The sequence below is a fragment of the Rothia sp. 18CD1-1 genome (genome assembly GCF_055285355.1).
Map to the genome: position 1 here is coordinate 367,351 of NZ_JBUZLI010000003.1, position 20,315 is coordinate 387,665.

At 59.0% G+C, this 20,315-nt stretch carries 20 protein-coding genes and 1 tRNA gene; 9 read left to right on the forward strand and 12 right to left on the reverse strand.

The features are described 5' to 3' along the window. Positions 1 to 41: 41 nt before the first annotated feature. The 9 genes from ACS1BR_RS03740 to ACS1BR_RS03780 all read right to left on the reverse strand — a co-directional run bounded on the left by ACS1BR_RS03740 (position 42) and on the right by ACS1BR_RS03780 (position 7,091). Positions 42 to 1,547, reverse strand: coding sequence for a glycoside hydrolase family 32 protein (locus tag ACS1BR_RS03740; protein ID WP_463560138.1), 1,506 nt, complete (start codon positions 1,545 to 1,547; stop codon positions 42 to 44). Between the two features lie 144 nt (positions 1,548 to 1,691). After that, positions 1,692 to 2,069, reverse strand: a complete 378-nt coding sequence (gene rplL / locus ACS1BR_RS03745; RefSeq protein ID WP_463560139.1) for a 50S ribosomal protein L7/L12 — start codon at positions 2,067 to 2,069, stop codon at positions 1,692 to 1,694. A 103-nt stretch (positions 2,070 to 2,172) separates the two neighbouring features. Beyond that, positions 2,173 to 2,691 carry a 50S ribosomal protein L10 gene (rplJ, locus tag ACS1BR_RS03750; protein ID WP_463560140.1) on the reverse strand — a complete coding sequence of 173 codons (519 nt, stop codon included), beginning with the start codon at positions 2,689 to 2,691 and terminating at the stop codon, positions 2,173 to 2,175. 413 nt (positions 2,692 to 3,104) lie between these two features. After that, complete coding sequence (locus ACS1BR_RS03755; protein WP_463560141.1) at positions 3,105 to 4,127, reverse strand: ABC transporter ATP-binding protein; 1,023 nt, start codon at positions 4,125 to 4,127, stop codon at positions 3,105 to 3,107. A 114-nt stretch (positions 4,128 to 4,241) separates the two neighbouring features. After that, positions 4,242 to 4,937, reverse strand: a complete 696-nt coding sequence (gene rplA, locus ACS1BR_RS03760) for a 50S ribosomal protein L1 (protein WP_463560142.1) — start codon at positions 4,935 to 4,937, stop codon at positions 4,242 to 4,244. Between the two features lie 123 nt (positions 4,938 to 5,060). Beyond that, entirely contained in the window at positions 5,061 to 5,492 is a 432-nt protein-coding gene (gene rplK, locus ACS1BR_RS03765; RefSeq protein ID WP_463560143.1) for a 50S ribosomal protein L11, read from the reverse strand. A 327-nt stretch (positions 5,493 to 5,819) separates the two neighbouring features. Then, entirely contained in the window at positions 5,820 to 6,578 is a 759-nt protein-coding gene (nusG, locus tag ACS1BR_RS03770; RefSeq protein ID WP_463560144.1) for a transcription termination/antitermination protein NusG, read from the reverse strand. An 81-nt stretch (positions 6,579 to 6,659) separates the two neighbouring features. Further along, positions 6,660 to 6,935, reverse strand: a complete 276-nt coding sequence (gene secE, locus ACS1BR_RS03775; RefSeq protein ID WP_463560145.1) for a preprotein translocase subunit SecE — start codon at positions 6,933 to 6,935, stop codon at positions 6,660 to 6,662. Positions 6,936 to 7,018: 83 nt separating this feature from the next. Continuing rightward, positions 7,019 to 7,091, reverse strand: a tRNA-Trp gene (locus tag ACS1BR_RS03780). A gap of 270 nt (positions 7,092 to 7,361) precedes the next feature. Between ACS1BR_RS03780 and ACS1BR_RS03785 the strand changes: the two genes are divergently transcribed. From ACS1BR_RS03785 to ACS1BR_RS03795, 3 genes are all read left to right on the forward strand, one after another. Beyond that, positions 7,362 to 8,567 (forward strand): pyridoxal phosphate-dependent aminotransferase, encoded by a 1,206-nt coding sequence (locus ACS1BR_RS03785; RefSeq protein WP_463560146.1) that lies wholly within the window; start codon positions 7,362 to 7,364, stop codon positions 8,565 to 8,567. Between the two features lie 269 nt (positions 8,568 to 8,836). Beyond that, positions 8,837 to 9,868, forward strand: a complete 1,032-nt coding sequence (locus ACS1BR_RS03790) for a 6-phosphofructokinase (protein WP_463560147.1) — start codon at positions 8,837 to 8,839, stop codon at positions 9,866 to 9,868. Positions 9,869 to 9,974: 106 nt separating this feature from the next. Further along, positions 9,975 to 10,535 (forward strand): hypothetical protein, encoded by a 561-nt coding sequence (locus ACS1BR_RS03795; RefSeq protein WP_463560148.1) that lies wholly within the window; start codon positions 9,975 to 9,977, stop codon positions 10,533 to 10,535. Positions 10,536 to 10,591: 56 nt separating this feature from the next. On the opposite strand, the gene ygfZ is transcribed toward ACS1BR_RS03795, so the two are convergent. The 3 genes from ygfZ to ACS1BR_RS03810 form a co-directional block, all read right to left on the reverse strand. After that, positions 10,592 to 11,731, reverse strand: a complete 1,140-nt coding sequence (ygfZ, locus tag ACS1BR_RS03800; protein ID WP_463560149.1) for a CAF17-like 4Fe-4S cluster assembly/insertion protein YgfZ — start codon at positions 11,729 to 11,731, stop codon at positions 10,592 to 10,594. Between the two features lie 3 nt (positions 11,732 to 11,734). After that, a complete protein-coding gene (locus ACS1BR_RS03805; RefSeq protein ID WP_463560150.1) occupies positions 11,735 to 12,430 on the reverse strand; it encodes a nitrobindin family protein in 696 nt (231 codons plus the stop codon). Between the two features lie 249 nt (positions 12,431 to 12,679). Beyond that, positions 12,680 to 13,426 (reverse strand): hypothetical protein, encoded by a 747-nt coding sequence (locus tag ACS1BR_RS03810; RefSeq protein ID WP_463560151.1) that lies wholly within the window; start codon positions 13,424 to 13,426, stop codon positions 12,680 to 12,682. Positions 13,427 to 13,624: 198 nt separating this feature from the next. Between ACS1BR_RS03810 and ACS1BR_RS03815 the strand changes: the two genes are divergently transcribed. The 6 genes from ACS1BR_RS03815 (at position 13,625) to ACS1BR_RS03840 (ending at position 20,297) form a co-directional block, all read left to right on the forward strand. Beyond that, complete coding sequence (locus tag ACS1BR_RS03815) at positions 13,625 to 14,296, forward strand: winged helix-turn-helix transcriptional regulator (protein ID WP_463560152.1); 672 nt, start codon at positions 13,625 to 13,627, stop codon at positions 14,294 to 14,296. Between the two features lie 115 nt (positions 14,297 to 14,411). Continuing rightward, a complete protein-coding gene (gene mshD / locus ACS1BR_RS03820) occupies positions 14,412 to 15,440 on the forward strand; it encodes a mycothiol synthase (protein ID WP_463560153.1) in 1,029 nt (342 codons plus the stop codon). A gap of 31 nt (positions 15,441 to 15,471) precedes the next feature. After that, positions 15,472 to 17,700 (forward strand): RNA degradosome polyphosphate kinase, encoded by a 2,229-nt coding sequence (locus ACS1BR_RS03825; protein WP_463560154.1) that lies wholly within the window; start codon positions 15,472 to 15,474, stop codon positions 17,698 to 17,700. A gap of 94 nt (positions 17,701 to 17,794) precedes the next feature. Next, positions 17,795 to 18,790, forward strand: coding sequence for an NUDIX hydrolase (locus ACS1BR_RS03830; RefSeq protein WP_463560155.1), 996 nt, complete (start codon positions 17,795 to 17,797; stop codon positions 18,788 to 18,790). Positions 18,791 to 18,879: 89 nt separating this feature from the next. Beyond that, positions 18,880 to 19,707: a thymidylate synthase gene (locus tag ACS1BR_RS03835; protein WP_463560156.1), complete on the forward strand. Its 828-nt coding sequence runs from the start codon at positions 18,880 to 18,882 to the stop codon at positions 19,705 to 19,707. Between the two features lie 8 nt (positions 19,708 to 19,715). Further along, entirely contained in the window at positions 19,716 to 20,297 is a 582-nt protein-coding gene (locus ACS1BR_RS03840; protein ID WP_463560157.1) for a dihydrofolate reductase, read from the forward strand. The last annotated feature ends 18 nt before the right edge of the window (positions 20,298 to 20,315 follow it).

Consider the following 20,315-nt stretch of genomic DNA (forward strand, 5'->3'; position numbering starts at 1 on the left):
GCCCTCTAAAATATATGTGTTGTTCTCGGTAAGAGTGAGTGTTACTCGGCCAGGGACGCTGCGGCTAGCCGTATAAGCCGCTGCGGTGCGGGGCGGCCATCGGCAAGAACACGCACCCTGCGAGCCCTACCGTGAAAATAGGAGCGGCCACTGACCGTCAGCTCTCCCCCGTCAACAAAAGCCTCCAACGCCGACGCGTCAACCAGCAGGTCAAATCTTCTGCGCGCTTTGGGTTCTTGACCGGTACGGCGGCGCTCTGGACCCCAAACCGTATACTTGGTGCCGGCCCGGTTAGCCCGTATCTGCTGTACGGAGAACTCCAGCACAAAGGCGGTGTCACCGGCCTCATCGCCGATAACCAGCTGCACCGGCCCCCGGCTCACGTCAACCTCTCCGGTAACACGAAAAACTCGGCTATCTCTGACCGGCAATACCTCCCCCTCGGGGGAAAGCTCGGTGGCGGCCGGCGGTAGTACGGCATCCAGGCCCTCAACAGGCTGCTGCCAAACTTTTCCACCACTCAGATAGATCCAGCGGGGAAGCGTGAGCATATGCAACCAATGTCTGTCCCAGGAGGGCATCTCGTCCTGATCCGAAATACCAAACCAGGCAGAGATCAGTACCCGGTCGCCGTCGTTGCTGTTATGAAAAAACTGGGGAGCATAGAACTCGAAACCCGCATCAAACTCGGTAAAGGGGGTTTCCACCTCAAAGTGCAGGCCCTTCAACTGGCCCACAATATACCCCGCCTGATACTTGTTGTTATAAAGCTCCCCCTGTGCCTCCATACCCTGGGGACAAAAAATCATCAGATCCTTCATCTGCCCGCTCTGCCGATCACGCATACGGAGCACCTGCGGGCACTCCAGCATGTATCCGTAGGAGTTGATGGCAGGGTCAGAGAAGTCAATCTCACCCTCAAATTCCCACTCCCTGCGGTTAGCCGAAGAGTAGAGCGCCACCGCACCGGTGCGATCCTTCCGCTGGGCACCCAGCATGGCGTAGTAGCGGCCCTGCCTCTCATAGACATAGGGGTCACGGAAGTGCGCGGTGTAGCCGTCAGGAGTACCGCTCACCAAAGGGTTTTCCTCAAAACGTTGAAAAGTCTGACAGTTATCGGCCGAGGTCACCAGACACTGGTAGGTCTCCCGGCTGCCGTCGGGGTTCTTGACATTGCCCGTATAGAAGAACTCTAGGGTGCCATCATCGGCGATAAAGCTGGAACCCGAATAGCAGCCGTTGCGGTTGTACCAGTAGATGGGTTCAATGGCGTTACGCTCTTCCTCCCAGTGCAGCAGGTCACGGGACTGAGCGTGCCGCCAGAAGATGTCGCGGGCAGGGTGCGTGGGTGCGTACTGGTAAAAGGCATGGTAGACGCCGTCTTTATAGACCAGCCCGTTGGGGTCGTTGAGCCGACCCACCGGCGGGGCCAGATGCAGGGCCGGATAGTCCGGATCTGCGGTAACGCTTTTATGGTAGGCCCGGTAGGCGGCCTCTGCTCCGTCGAGAACCTCTTGGGCTCGCGGACTTTTGGTGTGGTCAGGCATATCCTCATTGTCCCTTATGTCAAACGATTGCCAGATTCAAGGGTAGTCGAGAACAGCGACTCACACAAACCATCCCACAAACCAGCGGGTGACACTGAAAAACAGTGCCACCCGCTGGTACAAAGACTTTCGTAAGAACCGAAACTACTTGAGGGTAACGGTTGCGCCTGCGCCCTCGAGCTGCTCTTTAGCCTTCTCGGCATCTTCCTTCGATGCACCTTCAAGCACAGCCTTGGGAGCACCGTCAACCAGGTCTTTAGCCTCTTTGAGGCCCAGGGAGGTCAGAGCGCGAACTTCCTTAATAACGGCAATCTTCTTATCGCCTGCCGACTCAAGGATAACATCGAATTCGTCCTTTTCTTCGGCTGCGGCGGCTTCGCCACCGGCAGCACCAGCAACCGCAACCGGTGCTGCTGCGGTAACGTCGAATTCTTCCTCAAATGCCTTTACGAATTCAGAAACCTCAACGAGTGAGAGTTCCTTGAAAGCGTCAATGAGTTCTTCAATGGAGAGCTTAGCCATGTTTTGGCTCCTTACTTTTCAGGTGTAGGACTCGCCTACCTATAAAACTGGGGGTATGACCCGCTACAGCGGGCATGTCGTGGGCGGTGTCAGCCCGGCGGTTTTACTCTGCCGCCTCGTCTGCACCGGTGGTGCCACCCGTCTCTTCGAGCTTGATGCGCAGAGCGTCGACAGTGCGGGCGATCTTTGCCAGAGCACCCTTGGCCCCGCCGGCGACTTTGGCCAGCAGAACCTCGCGGGATTCAAGGCTTGCAAAGCGGTTAACGCCGGCCTCATCGAGGGCTTCACCCTCGTAGAAACCGCTCTTGATCACGAGCTGGGGGTTATCCTTGGCGAAGTCACGCAGGGTTTTAGCGGCGTCAATAAAATCACCGTTAACGAACGCGATTGCGCTCGGCCCCGCAAGCTGGCCCTCAAAGGCATCGATGCCAGCTTCTCTAGCCGCAATACCGGCCAGAGTATTCTTCACCACGGCATATTCGGTCTCCGCGCCCAGTGCACGGCGCAGCTCTTTGAGCTTTGCCACGGTGAGACCACGATACTCGGTGAGAACGACTGCGTTTGAGCCCTGAAAAAGTTCTTTCAGCTCGGAAACAGCAGCGATCTTTTCCTGTGTCGCCATGGTATTCCTTCCGATTCTTGGTCGCCGGCAGATTCTCCCCTGCTTTCCTCAGGTAGGCCGCTTCCCACGCAAACACGCGTGGGGGTGGGAAAGCGCGGGCGCGCCTCCTGCTACCTGAAAGAGAGCAATAAAAAAACCTCGACGCGCAGGCGACGAGGTGGACGGGCTATAGCAAAACTTACCGATGCTGATAACTGTCTTAGCTTCATTACCTACGCGGGTGGTTCTTTTGAAGAACTCTTATCACTTTACTGTGCTGCCTACGACACGGTGCAGAGCACTACGGTGGACAGAAAGAAAAGTAAGACCGGCGGTCTTTGGTGCTTCTATTCAAGCACAGGTGTAGATCACCGGGCAAGTGGCGGTGCCCCGGTGCGGGCACAATCACTTAAAACCCCGTACTCACGCTCGATCTAGCTCTCCCGGCCGAACAGGTGGAACCCTTCCCCCGGCGGTAGCAAAAAGATTCGGGAACCTGCGGCTGGCACCGGCAGCCCGGCCAGCACCACCCGCAGACCGGTGCCGGCGGCAAGACCCAGTTTATCCCCCCTACAGGGCACGCGGGCAGCATGGAGTGTCTGCACGCTCAGGCTGGACCCCACGGTCCGGGTACTGACAGTTTCCACACGCACCGGCAGCGCCGCCCCGCTCTCCGGGCCCACCATGCGCCATCCAAAAGCGCTCACCCCGGCAGACACGGTTTCCTCCCCCCGCAGACCCGATACCGTGTTGTAGCCAGGAGAGAGCAGGCGGGCAACGGTCGGTGATACGGGTGCGTGCAGCAGCTGCTGCGGGCCACCCACCTGCGCTATCTGCCCCCCGTCAAGTACCGCCACCCTCTGGCCCAGCTGCAGCGCCTCGTCCTGGTGGTGAGTGATAAAGAGGGCGGTGAACCCAAGTTCGCGGTGGAGGGCCTCAATATCGGATCGGATCGAGGAGCTCAAGCCCTCATCGACGCTGGAGAGCGGCTCGTCAAAAAGCACCAGGGAGGAGCGACGCACCAGTGCACGGGCGAGCCCCACCCGCTGCACCTGCCCGCCGGAGAGCTGCGCGGGTCTCCTGCGCTCTAAACCCTGTAGCGCTAAGATCTCCAGAAGCTTGCGGTAGTGGTTCGTGTCAAAAGAACCGCGGTGTCTTTTGAGCCGCGTACCAAAAACAATATTGTCCCGCACAGTCAGATGGGGGTACAGCACCGGTTTCTGAAAAACATAGCTCACCTGTCCGCGGGAAAGCGGTTCACCCTCATAGGTGATGCTGCCGCTATCGGCCGTCTCTAGCCCGGCAATAATACGCAGCAGGGTGGTTTTACCGCTGCCCGAAGAGCCCAGGAGCGCGAGTAGCTCGCCCCTCCCCACGGCAAGGTCCAGGCCGCGCAACACCGGCTGCCCATCAAAACTTTTGGTTACCTTATCAATACGCAAAGCCGGGCTGGTCATATCCTCCAGTCTAAAAAAAGAGGCTCGCATAAGCGAACCACGGTGAACCTACCGCGTATAAAAAAGCAGGCTCCCCCACCGCGGTTGCGATCAGAGAGCCTGCCAGCATCACACCTAGGCGACCACGTCGGCCGGATCCACGGGGATACCGGGGCCGAAAGTGGTGGTCACGGTGACCTTAGAAATGTAGCGACCTTTCGCCGACGAGGGCTTGAGCCGGTTAATCTCTTCAACAGCCGCCTCAAAGTTCTGCCGCAGCTGCTCCGCGGTAAAAGAAGCCTTGCCGATAATAAAGTGCAGGTTTGCGTTGCGATCAACACGGAAGTCAATCTTACCGCCCTTAATATCGGATACGGCCTTGGCCACGTCCATGGTCACGGTACCGGTTTTGGGGTTGGGCATCAGGTTCCGGGGGCCCAGAATCTTACCCAGTCGGCCGACCTTGCCCATCATGTCCGGGGTGGCAACCGCCGCGTCAAAGTCGGTCCAGCCACCGGCAATCCTGGCAATGAGGTCGTCGGAGCCAACAAAATCAGCACCCGCTTCTTCAGCAGCCACCGCCTTATCACCGGCGGCAATAACCACCACGCGGGCAGTCTTACCGGTGCCGTGGGGAAGGTTGACGGTCCCGCGCACCATCTGGTCTGCCTTGCGAGGGTCAACCGAAAGCCGCAGAGCAACCTCAACGGTTGAATCGGCCCTGGTGGAAGAGGTTTCTTTTGCCAGTTCAATGGCCTCTGCGGGGGTGTAGAGCCTGTCCTCTTCAATCTTGGCTACAGCTGCCTGATACGCCTTGCTGCGCTTTGCCATCTGCTTATCTCCTTATGCAGTTGTGGTCTTCAATGAGCCGCGCCGGACTCTGCCACTGCTCGTTAGAGCTCCATAAATTTTTTACTGTCACCCAAGCACATACTTGGTTTAATCTAGCGTCAGCTAGCTTTTAACCTCGATACCCATTGAGCGTGCGGTCCCAACGATAATCTTGGTCGCCCCCTCCAGGTCGTTTGCATTGAGGTCGGGAAGTTTGGTTTCGGCGATCTCGCGGGCCTGAGCCTCGGTAATCGACCCCACCTTATTGGTGTGAGGAACGCCGGATCCCTTATCAACACCTGCGGCCTTCTTGATCAGGCCCGACGCCGGGGGGGTCTTGGTGATAAAGGTAAAAGAGCGATCTTCGTAGACAGTGATCTCCACCGGTACGATATTTCCGCGCATGGATTCGGTGGCCGCGTTGTAGGCCTTGCAGAATTCCATAATGTTAACACCGTGCTGGCCCAGTGCGGGACCCACCGGAGGAGCCGGGTTTGCGGCACCTGCCTGAATTTGCAGCTTAATGAGGCCTGCGACCTTCTTTTTGGGAGCCAATGTAGCGTCCTTTTCTTAGCTGAATTGAACCGCCGCACAGGAGCGTACGACGGCAGGTGGTGGCCGTGGCGCGACCACCGGGCATGTGTACCCCAAGCGTGGGAGTGCACATACAGCTTTACTATCCTAGTACGGTCGTGACTTTAAAGCTATTGGCCTGGGGCCCTCCATACCTGGGGACTTGCTCACAGATCGGTCAACTATCGTGTTTGTCTGACCGATACACCAGGATTCGAAAACCGGCAAACAGCAGAAGCACTTCCGCTCCTAGCAGCGAGGGGGCTCTCAGCCCGCGAATTGCGGGGGCTGAGGGGTCTCTTCCAGCGGTTACATCTTGGTGACCTGTGAAAAGTTCAGGGTCACGGGGGTTTCGCGTTCAAAGACAGAAATAAGAACAACCAGCGATGACGATTCGGGTTTAATCTCCGATATGGTGGCGGGCATACCCTCAAAGGGTCCTTCCTTGACGGTGACCGCCTCACCCACCTCAAAGCCTGTCTCCACCTGGGGCTCCACCTTCTCGGCCGCACCCGCCTCTGCCTGTTCAGCCTCAAAGACCGGGGCCAGCATATCAACCACCTCGTCGATACGAAGCGGAACCGGGTTATAGGCATCCTGCCCCACAAACCCGGTTACTCCCGGTGTATGGCGGACCACGCCCCAGGTTTCATCGGTTAGATTCATACGCACCAGCACATAGCCGGGAATACGAACGCGGCGCACCAGCTTTTTGCTGGTGTTCTTGATTTCCACGACCTCTTCCATGGGGACCTGAACCTCAAAGATGTCATCGTCTGCGTTCAGGGTCTGGGTGCGGGACTCCAGGTTGGTTTTCACGCGGTTCTCGTAGCCGGCGTAGGTATGAATCACAAACCACTCGCCCTCCTGGCGGCGCAGTTTTGATTTCAGCTCTTCCACCGGGTCAACGGCGGCTGCCGGGGCGTGCGCCTCTTGAGCGTCGGCCTCCGGTGCTTCTGCGGACTCTGTCTGCTCCTCGGCGGCCCGCTCATTTTCTACCGCAGCGTCCTCGGTGACACCCTGCCGGGAAGTGTCAGCGACCTCTTCTCTATCGTGCTGCTCAGACATGTTTTCCTACTTTCTGTACCTGTGCGCTACCTCGGTTATTGAATAGGTAACCCAAAAATCCCTGGCCTACGGTTTCTCAGTCTACGAGTTGTTAAGGGGACCGCTGCCGAAAACCCAGAAGGCACCCTGGCCAAACACCCAGTCAAGACCGAAAATCATGAGCATCATGAAAACCACGAAGCACAGGACAACAACTACATAATTGAAGAGTTCACGGCCGGTCGGTGTGGTAACTTTTTTAAGCTCGGCAAAAACTTCCCGGATAAATTGAAAAATTCGCCCAAAGAAGCCGCGACGCTTTTTCTTCTCACCACCGGCCTTGGATACGGCGGTTCCGTGAGCGGCAGTTTTAGCCATGTCGGCCCGCCCCTTTCGTCAGTTCTTTTCAGCAAGGCAGGCAATTGCTTGCCTGCCTTTAGTGAATTGTATGGGAGCTTTTGCAGGGTGGACAGGACTCGAACCTGCAACCTGCGGTTTTGGAGACCGCTGCTCTACCAATTGAGCCACCACCCTTTAACCAGCGCTAAGACCTGGTCTACACCGGTTTATAGGCCGGCCGTTCACGTTTTTTAGGCGTGAACCAGTATCATTCCTATTGAGAACAACACTGACTAACTCTAGGGGATTTGATGCTCTTTGGCAATTTATACCGCCCAAGGTTACAGATATCACCCCGCCACAAGGAGTCGTGTCTGCCCCGCGTGCCGCGACACCGTCGCTTTCTTCCCCGATAACCGCCTACGATAGGTAGCAGATATAACCCTTATTGAGGAAGTGATCTCCATGCCTTCAGCACGCATCTCCCCGCGCATTGCGGCCATCTCCCCTTCCGCCACTCTAGCGGTAGATTCTAAAGCCAAGGCACTCAGGGCCGAAGGCCGGCCCATTATCGGTTTCGGTGCCGGAGAACCGGATTTTCCCACCCCGCAGTACATTGTTGACGCCGCCGCCCGGGCCCTCACCGACCCCAAGAATTTTCGTTACAGCCCCACCCCCGGACTCCCCCAGCTCAGGCAGGCTATCGCCCAAAAAACCCTGCGCGACTCCGGGGTGAACATCGACCCCTCCCAGGTACTGGTCACCAACGGGGGCAAGCAAGCTGTCTACGAGGCCTTTGCCACCGTCATCGGTAGCGGCGACGACGTGCTACTGCCCGCCCCCTACTGGACCACCTACCCCGAGGCTATCCGTCTGGCCGGCGGACGCCCCCTCGAAGTATTTGCCGGCTCCGACAGCGACTACAAGGTAACCCCGCAGATGCTCGACGATGCCTACACTCCGCAGACCAAGGCGCTGGTCTTTGTGTCCCCCTCCAACCCCACCGGCGCGGTCTACACCCCCGAGGAGACCCGGGCTATCGGTGAATGGGCACTGGAGAAGGGCGTGTTTGTGCTCTCCGATGAAATCTATGAGCACCTCACCTATGACGGCGTGCCCTTCACCTCCATCGTCAAAGCCGTCCCAGAGCTCGCCGACTACGCGGTGGTTCTCAACGGTGTTGCTAAAACCTACGCAATGACGGGCTGGCGGGTAGGCTGGCTCTACGGCCCCGAGGACATTGTGAAGGCGGCAACCAACCTGCATTCGCACCTTAGCTCAAACGTCAACAACGTGGCGCAGGAAGCAGCACTCGCCGCGGTTTCCGGGCCCCTGGACGCCGCCAAAGAAATGCACCGCGCTTTTGACCGCCGCCGCCGGGCCATTGTTGAGGGCCTCAACGCTATCGAGGGTGTTCTCTGCCCGGTGCCCCGGGGCGCTTTCTACGCCTACCCCGATGTGCGCGGCCTTCTGGGCAAGACTATCGACGGCAGCAGCCCTCGCACGTCGGCAGAGCTTGCCGATCTGATCCTTGATAAAGCCGAGGTTGCCGTAGTACCCGGTGAGGCATTTGGCCCTTCCGGCTACCTGCGTCTTTCCTATGCGCTGGGCGACGACGATCTCACCGAGGGGCTTTCCCGGATTCAGGAGCTTCTGGCGCGGGCGGCATAGGAGGACTGCGCGGCCAACCCTGCCCCGTATTCGGGTAGACATGCACCTAATACTGTGACCAATACAGGGTGCAAAAAGCGTATCCCAAACACTCCCACATCTACCAACACAAGACCATATTTATTAGAATGGGAAATCAGAGAAACTCCCCGCAACACCGCGCTTTTTCGCAGCCGCCGCTAGGCCAACCGCACAAAAGCACAAAAGCTGGGGGGCACAACATACACCTACCGATGAGCCCAACTCACCGGACCTAAGGAGATTCACCCATGAAGATCGGTCTACTCACCTCCGGCGGGGACTGCCCCGGACTCAACGCGGTCATACGAGGCGCTGTCCTCAACGGTGTCAAAACGTACGGACACGAATTCGTCGGTTTCCGCGACGGCTGGCGCGGTGTCGTCGAGGGCGACTACATGGACCTGCCCCGCACCAGAGTGCGCGGTCTAGCCCGCCAGGGCGGCACCATCTTAGGCACCTCCCGCACCAATCCCTTCGACGGCCCCAAGGGCGGCCCCGAAAATATTGAAATCATGATGGAGCGCAACGGTATCGACGCCATTGCCGCTATCGGCGGCGAAGGCACCCTGGCCGGCGCCAAGCGTCTCGCCGACGCCGGCCTACCGGTGGTGGGGGTCCCCAAGACCATCGACAACGACCTCAAGGCAACCGATTACACCTTTGGTTTCGACACCGCCGTGGCTATCGCGACCGACGCACTGGACCGGCTACGCACCACCGGCGAGTCCCACCACCGCGCCATGGTCGCCGAGGTCATGGGCCGCCACGTCGGGTGGATCGCCCTGCACTCGGGCATGTCGGGTGGCGCCCACGCCATTCTCATCCCCGAGGTCAAGGTCCCCATGGAAGAGGTGGCTAGCTGGGTTAAAGAGGTGCACGAGCGCGGCCGCTCACCGCTGGTTGTGGTAGCCGAGGGCTTTATCCCCGAGGGCTTTGACCAGGTGATGCACGACAAGGGCCTGGAGAAAGATGGCCGTCCGCGTCTGGGCGGTATCGGTGACTATGTCACCCGCGAAATTGAGCGGCTGACCGGTATCGAAACCCGCAACACCATTCTGGGACACATTCAGCGCGGTGGGGCGCCCACCGGTTTTGACCGCGTGCTGGCCACCCGCCTGGGTATGGCCGTTGTCGATATGATCAGCGACAAAGAATGGGGCAAGATGGTGGCGCTACAGGGCACCGATATTAACCGTGTCGATCTCTCGGACGCTCTCGACGGCCTCAAGGAAGTCCCCCAGTCCCGCTGGGAGGAGGCCAAGGTTCTTTTCGGGCGGTAAGCCCACGGAGCACGGATAGTGCTAGCGCGGCGGAGACCTTTTCCGGTCTCCGCCGCGCTCTGTATGATATAGAGTCTCTTTAAAAGTATTTTTGGAGGGTGCACTCTTGCTGAGAAAAATACTTCGCATCACACTATGGGTTCTAGCTTTGATGCTGGTGATACTGGGCGCATACCATATCATCCTTTATTGGTTGCCCATCACAGAAGAACAATGGCATCTTGCCGGAGAGATATCACGTAATACCAACGCTCTTGCTGTCCTAGCGGCTAGCACCGCAGCCTACATCGCATGGGGTACTAATCGAGCCAGAGCTACTGAGGCAAAACGCGCAGACTTCAAAGATCGTATTCACTGGGCCGCCCAAAATTTCACGGCAGAGCCGACCTTAACCTCCATTGCTGCAGGAAAGATCATCGACCAGTTCGCAAAAGATACCAAGCTTGATGCAAATGACCTCGCCATAGCCAAAGAGCTATCAGAGCAGAAAAAGGAGCTTGAGAGCTTCCGTAAGAAACATGAGGCTTCAAGCAAGGCTAGACAGGAGCAAGAACAAGCAATCATTGACAGCCTAGATACCCGCATTGCTGAGTATGAGAATTACCAGAGAATGAACGCCTTCCGACAGTTCTTCTATCGTCTTTTCAAGAACCCATCCTGGTTATAGCTGAAGGTGAGGTTCTCGCACCCGTTGGGTGCGAGAACCTCACCTTACTTCCGGTACTACCGGCCCCGCAGGAATCCGCTTTTATCGTGCCGGCCCACAGCCTGTCCCGCATCGGGTGGAACAATAACGGTTTGCGAGGCCGCATACCTCGGCGCCGCCTCCCCGTCTGCTCCGGCGGCATCATCGACCAGGTGCAGACGGGCAGCCGGGTCAACCCCCCTTTTAATAACCGCCAACCCGATCGGCCCCGCCTCCCAGTGCTGGGCAACCGAGGTCAGTCTGCCCACCCTCTTATCTCCGGCGTAGACGGTGGAACCGGCCGCGGGAATGGTGTGCTCAGACCCGTCGAGGTCAAGAAAAACAAGCCGGCGCGGCGGGCGGCCCAGGTTGTGTACCCGCGCCACAGTCTCCTGTCCCTTATAGCAGCCCTTGTTCAGGTGCACAGCGGTGCGCATAAAATCAAGCTCGTGGGGAATAGACCGCTCGTCAACCTCGGTGGCGAACCTGGGCCGCCATGCCTCAATACGTAGGGCGTCCACAGCCCAGCTACCCGCCAGACTCACCTGCCGGGCCAGCGGTAGCAGCTGGTCGCGCTCAACCAGGCTCACCCAGCGGTGAAAATTCTCCCCGGGGTGCCCGCCCCCGGCCGTATCGGCGTAGGAGACAGCACCGGGGGCAGACCGATTCCAGGGGTCCCTCCACGCCGGGGCCGACCGCAGTGCTTCGGGAGCCTTCTGCGCCCGGTGCGGGTCAGCAAACGAACACAGGGCAGCAAAATCTGCCGACGCGTCAGCCACCTCAACGCGCAGCATAAACTTCATACTGTTCAAATACTCTGTGAGCGGCTGCGCCTGCCCGCGCTCAACGATCAGCCACACCTTCTCCCCGTCTTCAAACACGAAGGGGGCGTAGTCGATTCGCCCCTGGGGAGAGAGCAAGAGCAGCTCGCGGGAATCCCCGGCCACCATATCATCGACTACCTGCGACGACAGCGTGGTAAGCCAGGAAAGCCTGTCTGGGCCCGCAATAGTCACCAGCTCCAGGTGCGAGTAGTCCACCACCACGTGCTTGTCGTCCCCCATGACCAGACGACGCTGCTCCCTGAGAGGCTCACCGTAGTGGGCGGCGACACCGGTATCGGGCCCGGTTGCCTCAAACACCCCGTAGTTCTCAAGAATAGGGCTGCGGTAGGTCATCGCCTATTTCTCTTCTTCTACCGCGGTGGGGGTATCCCCCGTATCCGCTGCCCCGGCCGCGGTATCAAAGAGGTGACCGCCCAGGTCAAACCCTTCCATAGACCCGGTCTTCCGCAGCTCGGCAGAGGCGTGCTTGTGCAGCTTACCTTCCGAATCCGCGATCTCCCAGTCCCACATGAGATTACCGTTCACCAGGCCCAGCAGTCGCACCGAGCCCGCGTATTCTTTCGAGATATCATCGCGCATCAGGTTGGCTGTCTGCATACGAATCACCGGGCCCTTCACCATGCCCGAGTAGTTCTCGCTTATTCCGCCGGGGTGGCTGATTGTGGCCACGATGTTGAAGCCGTCGTCGGCGTTGCGAAGTTTCTCGACGGATTCGGCGTCGGGGTGCACCGGCACCACGTCGGCGGCAACCAGCCCCGGCCCCACGTCCCCGTCAACCTGCTGCCGGTCAATCTGCCAGAACCCGGTCTCCAGTGTGAGCGGACGGAGCTTGTTTCCCCCGTCATCGAGGAGGAAAGATTCGGCACGGTATTCTACGAAGGGCAAGCCGTCCTGGCTAAAAGTGATGATCTGGCCGAAGGGGGTTCCCTCATGGTCCTCATACCAGAGGGACCCGGTGCCCTCCCACCGGCCCAATAGCCAGGCGAAAGGAACGAGTTCGGGAGACAGGTTACTTGGAATTTCAATAGGCATAGTCCCAAGTCTAGTGGGGATAAAAACCCGGTGAAAGCCTTTCTTCCCCCGGCTGATTCTCCGGCGGAACAACCGCAAACACGGGTGCCCGCCCGCAGCGACATCGCCGCGGGCGGGCACCCAACCCACTACGGTTATTTTTGGCCTTTAAAGAGTCCTCTCAGCACGACCGCCATCCCCGCAAAAATGCAAACACCGGCCAGGCCAAGAAGGCACAGAAAGAAAATTTCAAGCGCTACTAACATGTGATTAGCCTAGCACGGGGCCAAGAAAAACCGCGATCACATACCCAATAACACCCATAAAGGCCACCGGTGTAACGCCCAGGGTGATAGCGCCGCGGCGCGGGCCCTCCCGCGGCCCCGACGAGATAAGCCTAATACCCAAAACGCCAAGGCCCAGGGCGATCGCTACCCCGATACTGAGGATAAGAAAGGTGTCGCGAGACTGCATATAGATATCGGCCATGCCCACCCAGCCTGACACCGAAACCGCCGCGAGTACACCCGAAACACACGAGATAACAGACTCCAGCCTGCCCGTGGCTCCCTCGCCACGCACCAGCTCCACAATAAAACTGGCAACGATTCCCACCGCCGCAACCGCCGGCAGCAAACCCAGCTGCTCCACACCCGTGTCTACAAAGGCGAGAAAAACTGACACCAGCCCCGAAAGCAAAATAATGATCGAGTGCGAGTAGATACGATTCTGCCGCCGAAGCTCCGCCACCCCGGTTGCTGCGGGCCAGCCGCTGGCGATCAGAGCTACCACCACCGCAGCGGCCACCGCACTCAGGGACGGGTGCAGCAGGGAAGCAAGAACCAAAACCACCAGGGCCATACCCGCAGAAAAAGCAACCAGCCTGTACCGGGAGGACGGGGTGGAACCGATAGCGCCTATGCGCCCCCGGTAGACAATCCGATCTTTTCGCTCACGCAACTGCGGCACAAACGTGCGGTGCCGTACCGTATGCGGGTCGATATGCTGCTTACTCAACCTTGCCTTCTACTTTTACTTTCGCCGATCATGCAACCACCGTAGCACTGTAGCGGAATCTTCGGCCGATCTGACTCGCTCAACCCGCCCTCCAATAAGACACAGGTATTATCCGATCCGGAACCTCTATTTATATGTTTATATGATGGTCTCTATAGGTATCTCGCATTTCACGGGCTGAGGAGGAGTCAGGCTTTCATGGTCAATATTGCTTTACTCACCGACTCCGACGCCCAGCTCGACCGTATCCTGCCGGCGCTTGACCTCCTAGACCACCGGGTACGCCGGCTGCCCCTGGCCACAGCGCCCACGGCCCTGGCTTCCGAGCGTATTGATACGGTGCTGATTGATGCCACCGAAACCCCGGTGGATGCGCGCAACACGGCACAGATGATCAAAAATACGGGAATCTCCACCCCCCTGATCATGGTGCTGACAGAGGGCGGAATGGCGGCCGTTTCGTCAAACTGGAAAGTGGACGATGTTATTCTGGACTCTGCCGGGCCCGCCGAAGTAGAAGCGCGGCTGAGGCTGGCCAGTGTCCATACCGTCGAGTCGGACGATGACGGGACCATCATTCGATGCGGCGCAGTGGTGATCGATGAGGCATCCTACACGGCACGGCTCGACGGCACCCCGCTTAATCTGACCTATAAGGAGTTTGAGCTCCTCAAATTTCTGGCGCAGTATTCGGGGCGGGTTTTCACCCGTGCCCAGCTGCTTGCCGAGGTGTGGGGCTACGACTACTACGGGGGCACCCGCACCGTTGATGTGCATGTGCGACGGCTGCGGTCAAAGCTGGGTACTGAGCATGAGCAGCTTATCTCTACCGTGCGTAATGTGGGGTACAGTTTTAGCGTTTCTCCCTAGTCCGGCATGAACGGTCTTCTTGTCCGCTGACAACATACTTTGGTACCGCCTAGCCCACCGGTTGAGGGCTACGGGTAAAGTTGTAGGGTAAACCCTGTTTGTGCGAGAGGAAACCGTGTCAGAATCGCTTCACGTCATGAGCCCGCTGTCCGACGAGAATCTAGAGCTGTTCGAAGACTTTGCAGCCGAGGTGGCGGCAAACGACGGCGCCCACGCTTTCTCCGAGCAGACCCTGGTCGAGGTGCGTAAAGCAGCTGGAAAGGCTGGGGGGCCCCGGGCAGATTATGATAGCCCCCACAAGGATTCACTGCCCGCCACCGTCTGGATCTCGGCGGGAGCGCAGCCGGCCGCGGTAGCGGTGCTACTCCCCGCCCGGTCCGATCAGCCCGGCCTGGTTGAGGGCGCGGTACTCCCCCGCTATCGGGGCCGCGGGCTGGGGTCCCGCCTGGTCGGCGCCCTGGAAGATTTTGCGGTGCAGCGGGCACCCGGTACCTACCACCTGTGGCAGCACCAGATTCTGGGCGGGGGCGGGCAACAGCAGCGGTTGGCGATGGCTGCCCTCACCGAGAGAGCCGGGTTTGCCCCGGTGCGTGAGCTTCACAAGCTCACGCTTCCTTTGACAGTGCGAAGCCGGGCAGACATTGCCCGCTCAGCGGCAGAGACCCCCCTTCCTGCGGGTATAGAGGTCTCCACCTTTATACCCGGCACCGACGACTCCGCCTGGCTGGGCCTCAACGCCGCAGCTTTTAGCAGCCACCCCGAGCAGGGTTCCCTCACCCAAGAGGACCTGGACCAGCGAATAGCCGCCGACTGGTTTGACCCCCGGGGCTTCTTCCTGGCCCGAGAAGGGGGGAAACTCGCCGGTTTTCACTGGACCAAAATCCCGGCCGGTCAATCAGACGAAGGCGAGGTCTACGCCGTGGGTATCGCTCCCGAGCAGCAGGGGCGTGGGCTGGGCAGAGCGCTCACACTCACCGGTATGGACTACCTGGCACAAACAACCGTGCGGGGGCAGAAACTTCGAAGAATTGTTCTCTACGTTGACGCGGAAAATACCGCCGCCCTACGGCTCTACCGGTCTCTGGGGTTCGAGCCCGAGACCATAGACATCATGTACACCGGGACCCTTGAACCAACACCATAAAATACTGAACAGCGGCAGATAAGGATAGTAAATGAGCACTGAAACCGTGACCACCGAGGGCGAGACCCCGCACCGTATCGGTGGCGACATTAACAAGATTGATCGCGCCGAAACCCAGGGAGACCGTATCGAGGCGGTGGAGAAGGTCAAACTCCCCCACCTGGAAGGCGACTTTGGTGTTGAGCGCTTCCTTGACCGCGAGACCAGCTGGCTCGATTTCAACACCCGGGTGCTAGAGCTGGCCGAAGACCCCAGCCTCTACCTGCTTGAAAGACTAAATTTTCTGTCCATTGTCGGGTCCAACCTCGACGAGTTCTTTATGGTGCGTGTGGCGGGTCTGCGGCGGCGTATTGCCACCGGAATCGCCGTGCCCTCAGCGGCCGGGCTCACCCCCGATGAGCAGATGGAAGAAATTGCCGACTCTGCCCACCGACTCATGGAGCGCCAACACAACTGCTTCCACCGCGAGATCGTGCCCGCACTGGAGAAAGAAAAGATCCGTATCGTTCAGTGGAACGATATTGAGGCCCAGGGACAGGAGAAACTCACCCACTATTTCCGGAACGAGCTCTTTCCCATCCTCACCCCGCTGGCAGTTGACCCCGCCCACCCCTTCCCCTATATCTCCGGGCTCTCCCTCAACCTTGCCGTGGTGGTGCGTAACCCGCAGTCGGGTAAAGAACTGTTTGCCCGTCTAAAGGTGCCCGACCAGATTGATCGCATGATCTCGGTCGACGGCCCACGCGCCGTTAACTCCCCTTCCCGCCAGGCCCGTTTTATCACCCTCGAAGACGTGATTGCCCAACACCTCGATATGCTCTTTCCCGGCATGGAGGTGGTAGAACACCACGCTTTCAGGGTGACCCGCAACGAGGATCTAGAGGTGGAAGAAGACGACGCCGAAAACCTGCTACAGGCTCTGGAAAAGGAGCTGCTGCGCCGCCGCTTTGGCCCCCCGGTGCGTCTTGAGGTTGAGGATACGATCAACCCCAACGTGCTTGACCTGCTGGTCTCCGAGCTGCGTATCGACGAGTCTGAGGTCTACAAGCTGCCCGCTCCCCTGGACCTGCGCGGCATGAGTGCGATTGTGAAAGCCAACCGGCCCGCACTGCACTATCCCAAGCACATCGCCCACACTTCCCGCTGGCTGAACGAAAACGAGACCGCCAAGGCCGCCAACGTTTTTGCCGCCACCCGGTCTCACGATGTTCTTCTGCACCACCCCTACGACTCTTTTGCCACCTCCGTGCAAGCCTTTTTGGAGCAGGCTGCCTCCGACCCGAACGTGATGGCCATTAAGCAGACCCTCTACCGCACCTCGGGGGACTCGCCGATTGTCGATGCGCTGATTGAGGCGGCCGAGGCCGGCAAACAGGTGCTAGCGCTGGTGGAGATCAAGGCGCGCTTTGACGAGGAGGCCAATATTAGGTGGGCGCGCAAGCTTGAGCGCGCCGGTGTGCACGTGGTGTACGGCATTGTGGGCTTGAAAACCCACTGTAAGCTTTCCCTGGTGGTGCGTAAAGAGGGTGAGACCTTACGCCGCTACTGCCATATCGGTACCGGTAACTACCACCCCTCCACCGCGCGTTTCTACGAGGACCTGGGGCTGCTGACCTGCGATGAGCAGATCACCGAGGATGTCTCGCGCCTGTTCAACCAGCTTTCCGGCTACGCGCCCAAAACCACCTACAGGTCTCTGCTGGTGGCCCCCCGTTCCATCCGGTCCGGCCTGATCGACCACATCAACCGCGAGATTGAGCACAAGCTAGCGGGGCACACGGCCCGGGTGCAGATCAAGTGTAACTCAATGGTGGATGAGGCCATTATTGATTCCCTCTACCGGGCTTCTCAGGCCGGGGTTGAGGTTAACGTGGTCGTGCGCGGTATCTGCGCTCTACGCCCCGGCCTGGCGGGGCTTTCCGAAAATATTAGGGTTCGGTCAATTCTGGGCAGATTTTTGGAGCACTCTCGCGTGTTTACCTTTGAAAATGCCGGTGACCCCAAGATTTTTATTGGTTCGGCGGATATGATGCACCGTAACCTTGACCGCCGGGTGGAGGCGCTCACCCTCATCACGTCCGAGTCCAATAAGAGGTACCTGCTCGACATGTTCAAGAACTATATGTCTGACGATACGTCGAGCTGGCATCTGGGAGCTGACGGCGCCTGGGTGCGCCACAGTCTTGATGCTCAGGGGGAGCCCCTGGTTGATGTGCAGTCCTACTATCTTGCGAGCCGGGAGCGGCGAAAAACGAAATAGGAGCGAGTAGGTAAAAGGGGTCTTCTCCCCTAGAATATCTGTGAGGGTTTCTCCCCTCGCAGATATATTTTTGCTAGCACACAGAGGTTCTACCATGCCTAAAACTCCGGTATATATTGCGAACCACCGCGACGGAGATTTTTCTGTGACGCGTACTGCAAGCACCGGTCCCGACGTGACGGCTGCCGGCTGCCTGGTCTGGCGCTTTAGGCACGATCGGCTCGAGGTGCTCATGATCCACCGCCCCAAGTACGATGACTGGTCCTGGCCCAAGGGTAAACAGGATGAGGGCGAAACCATTCCCGAAACCGCTGTCCGCGAGGTGCGCGAGGAGGTTAACCTGAAGGTCACTCTGGGTGTTCCGCTTGCTGTCACCTCCTACCGGGTTAAACAGGGCAGTAAGGATGTCTACTACTGGGCGGCCCAGCTGCCGGCGGGGACTACCGCCCGTGCCGACCGCGGGGAGGTGGACCGGCTCGACTGGGTGAGTGTCAAAGAGGCGCGTAAGCTGCTGACCAACCGCTCGGATGTGCAGCCGCTGGACCGTTTAGAGAAACTGTGGCGGGACGGCGACCTGGCCACCCGCGCCGTGGTGGTGGTTCGCCACGCTAAGGCCAAGCCGCGTTCTAACTGGAGTGCCGCCGAGGGCGAACGCCCCCTGGCGGCAAGCGGTAAGCGGCAGGCTTTAGCCGTGTGCCGCCTGCTCATCGCGTGGGGGCCTCAGAAGGTGTATTCCTCTCCCTGGGTGCGGTGTATGCAAACGGTTGCCCACTACAACAAGGAGACGGGTACACCTATCAAAAAGAAGTCTGCGGTGACCGAGGCCGCACACAAGCAGCACCCCAAGAAAGCAGCCAAGGTGGTGAAATCACTCTTTGATAAAGACTCTTCTGTTCTGCTGTGCACCCACCGGCCGGTGCTCCCCACGGTGCTCGATGTCTTCTCCGATTACACCAACAAGTACCTGACGAGCAGGCTGCCCCGGCGTGATCCCTATCTAGCTCCCGGCGAGATGCTGGTTGTGCAGCTCTCCCGAAAACACCGCAACCGGGTGATCTCCCTGGAGCAGGTGCGACCTTTTGACGATTAGGTGTGCGCGGTTTCCGAGGTTACCCGAAAGACCACGATGGTGATCTTTACCTCTCGTCAAGCGTGGTTGTACCGGCTAAAATAGGTGGAATGACTCCGGCTATACCCACCCCCTACGAGGACCTGCTGGGCCGCATTCTTAAAGACGGTGACGATAAGCCCGACCGCACCGGTACCGGCACCCGCTCCCTGTTTGGCCAGCAGATGTCTTTTGACTTACGAGAATCCTTTCCGCTGATTACCACTAAGCGCGTGCATTTTAGGTCGGTGGTGCTTGAGCTTCTCTGGTTTTTACGCGGAGAGTCAAACGTGCGCTGGCTCCAGGAACGCGGGGTCTCGATCTGGGATGAGTGGGCTGACTCTGACGGTGAGCTGGGCCCGGTGTACGGCGTACAGTGGCGCTCATGGCCTGCCGGAGACGGCCAAACTATTGATCAGATTACCGGAGTGATCGAGTCTCTTAAGCTCGATCCCGATTCGAGGCGTCACCTTGTCACCGCGTGGAACCCGGCCGAGATTGACCGGATGGCGCTGCCCCCCTGCCACGCCCTTTTTCAATTCTATGCGGGCCCCCCGCGGGCCGACGGTGTTCGCGAGCTGTCCTGTCAGCTCTACCAGCGCAGCGCGGACATGTTTTTGGGGGTTCCCTTCAATATTGCTTCCTACGCTTTGCTCACCCGGCTGATAGCTCAAGAAGTGGGAATGGTTCCGGGAAAATTTGTGTGGACCGGCGGCGACTGCCATATCTATTCCAACCATTTTGATCAGGTGTCTCAGCAGCTTTCCCGCACCCCCTACCCCTACCCCACGCTGGTGATTAAACGGAAGAAACCCAGCCTGGCTGACTACGAGTTTGACGACTTTGAGCTGGTCGACTACCGGCACCACCCAACCATTAAAGCCCCGATCGCGGTCTAGGGGTTCCGGTGAGTAAACCGCTGTTGGGCGCTATCTGGGCGCAGTCACTGAACGGGGTGATCGGCAGGGCCGGGACCATGCCCTGGTACGTCCCCGAGGATCTCGCCCATTTTAAGCGGAAAACCCTGGGATCGGTGGTGGTGATGGGCAGGGGCACCTGGGATTCTTTTCCACCCGCCTACCGGCCTCTACCGGGGCGGGAGAATCTGGTGCTTTCCCGCAGGATCCAGCTTCCCACCTCCGCCCACCGGGCGCTGTGGTTTCCCAGTTTTGAGCAGGCGGTGGAGGCGGCCTCCACGCTGTCCACGACCATCTGGCTTATTGGTGGCTCTTCCCTCTTTGATCAGGTACTGCCGCGAACCGATATCGCCGGGGTCACCGGTAATGCGGTAACCCTGGTTGAGCGCACCGTCCTAGACGTTACGGTAGAGGGGGACTCCCCGGCACCCGTTCTGGGGCCCGACTGGTCCCTGGAGACAGCCGGCGACTATACCGCAAGCAGCAGGGGCTGGGTGATACCCGCAGCCGATCAGACCGAGAAACAGCCCCTACGGTACAGGTTCGAACGCTGGCGGCGGCCACCGCTTTAATTAGCTAAACTGAGTTTT

What these genes read in the sequence shown, in the direction of transcription:
- ACS1BR_RS03825 (WP_463560154.1), top strand. Translation starts at nt 15,472, where the DNA reads ATGAGCACTGAAACCGTGACCACCGAGGGCGAGACCCCGCACCGTATC.
- ACS1BR_RS03835 (WP_463560156.1), top strand. Translation starts at nt 18,880, where the DNA reads ATGACTCCGGCTATACCCACCCCCTACGAGGACCTGCTGGGCCGCATT.
- secE (WP_463560145.1), bottom strand. Translation starts at nt 6,935, where the DNA reads ATGGCTAAAACTGCCGCTCACGGAACCGCCGTATCCAAGGCCGGTGGT.
- ACS1BR_RS03815 (WP_463560152.1), top strand. Translation starts at nt 13,625, where the DNA reads ATGGTCAATATTGCTTTACTCACCGACTCCGACGCCCAGCTCGACCGT.
- rplJ (WP_463560140.1), bottom strand. Translation starts at nt 2,691, where the DNA reads ATGGCGACACAGGAAAAGATCGCTGCTGTTTCCGAGCTGAAAGAACTT.
- rplA (WP_463560142.1), bottom strand. Translation starts at nt 4,937, where the DNA reads ATGGCAAAGCGCAGCAAGGCGTATCAGGCAGCTGTAGCCAAGATTGAA.
- ACS1BR_RS03740 (WP_463560138.1), bottom strand. Translation starts at nt 1,547, where the DNA reads ATGCCTGACCACACCAAAAGTCCGCGAGCCCAAGAGGTTCTCGACGGA.
- ACS1BR_RS03805 (WP_463560150.1), bottom strand. Translation starts at nt 12,430, where the DNA reads ATGCCTATTGAAATTCCAAGTAACCTGTCTCCCGAACTCGTTCCTTTC.
- ACS1BR_RS03830 (WP_463560155.1), top strand. Translation starts at nt 17,795, where the DNA reads ATGCCTAAAACTCCGGTATATATTGCGAACCACCGCGACGGAGATTTT.
- nusG (WP_463560144.1), bottom strand. Translation starts at nt 6,578, where the DNA reads ATGTCTGAGCAGCACGATAGAGAAGAGGTCGCTGACACTTCCCGGCAG.
- ACS1BR_RS03785 (WP_463560146.1), top strand. Translation starts at nt 7,362, where the DNA reads ATGCCTTCAGCACGCATCTCCCCGCGCATTGCGGCCATCTCCCCTTCC.
- ygfZ (WP_463560149.1), bottom strand. Translation starts at nt 11,731, where the DNA reads ATGACCTACCGCAGCCCTATTCTTGAGAACTACGGGGTGTTTGAGGCA.
- ACS1BR_RS03755 (WP_463560141.1), bottom strand. Translation starts at nt 4,127, where the DNA reads ATGACCAGCCCGGCTTTGCGTATTGATAAGGTAACCAAAAGTTTTGAT.
- ACS1BR_RS03790 (WP_463560147.1), top strand. Translation starts at nt 8,837, where the DNA reads ATGAAGATCGGTCTACTCACCTCCGGCGGGGACTGCCCCGGACTCAAC.
- rplL (WP_463560139.1), bottom strand. Translation starts at nt 2,069, where the DNA reads ATGGCTAAGCTCTCCATTGAAGAACTCATTGACGCTTTCAAGGAACTC.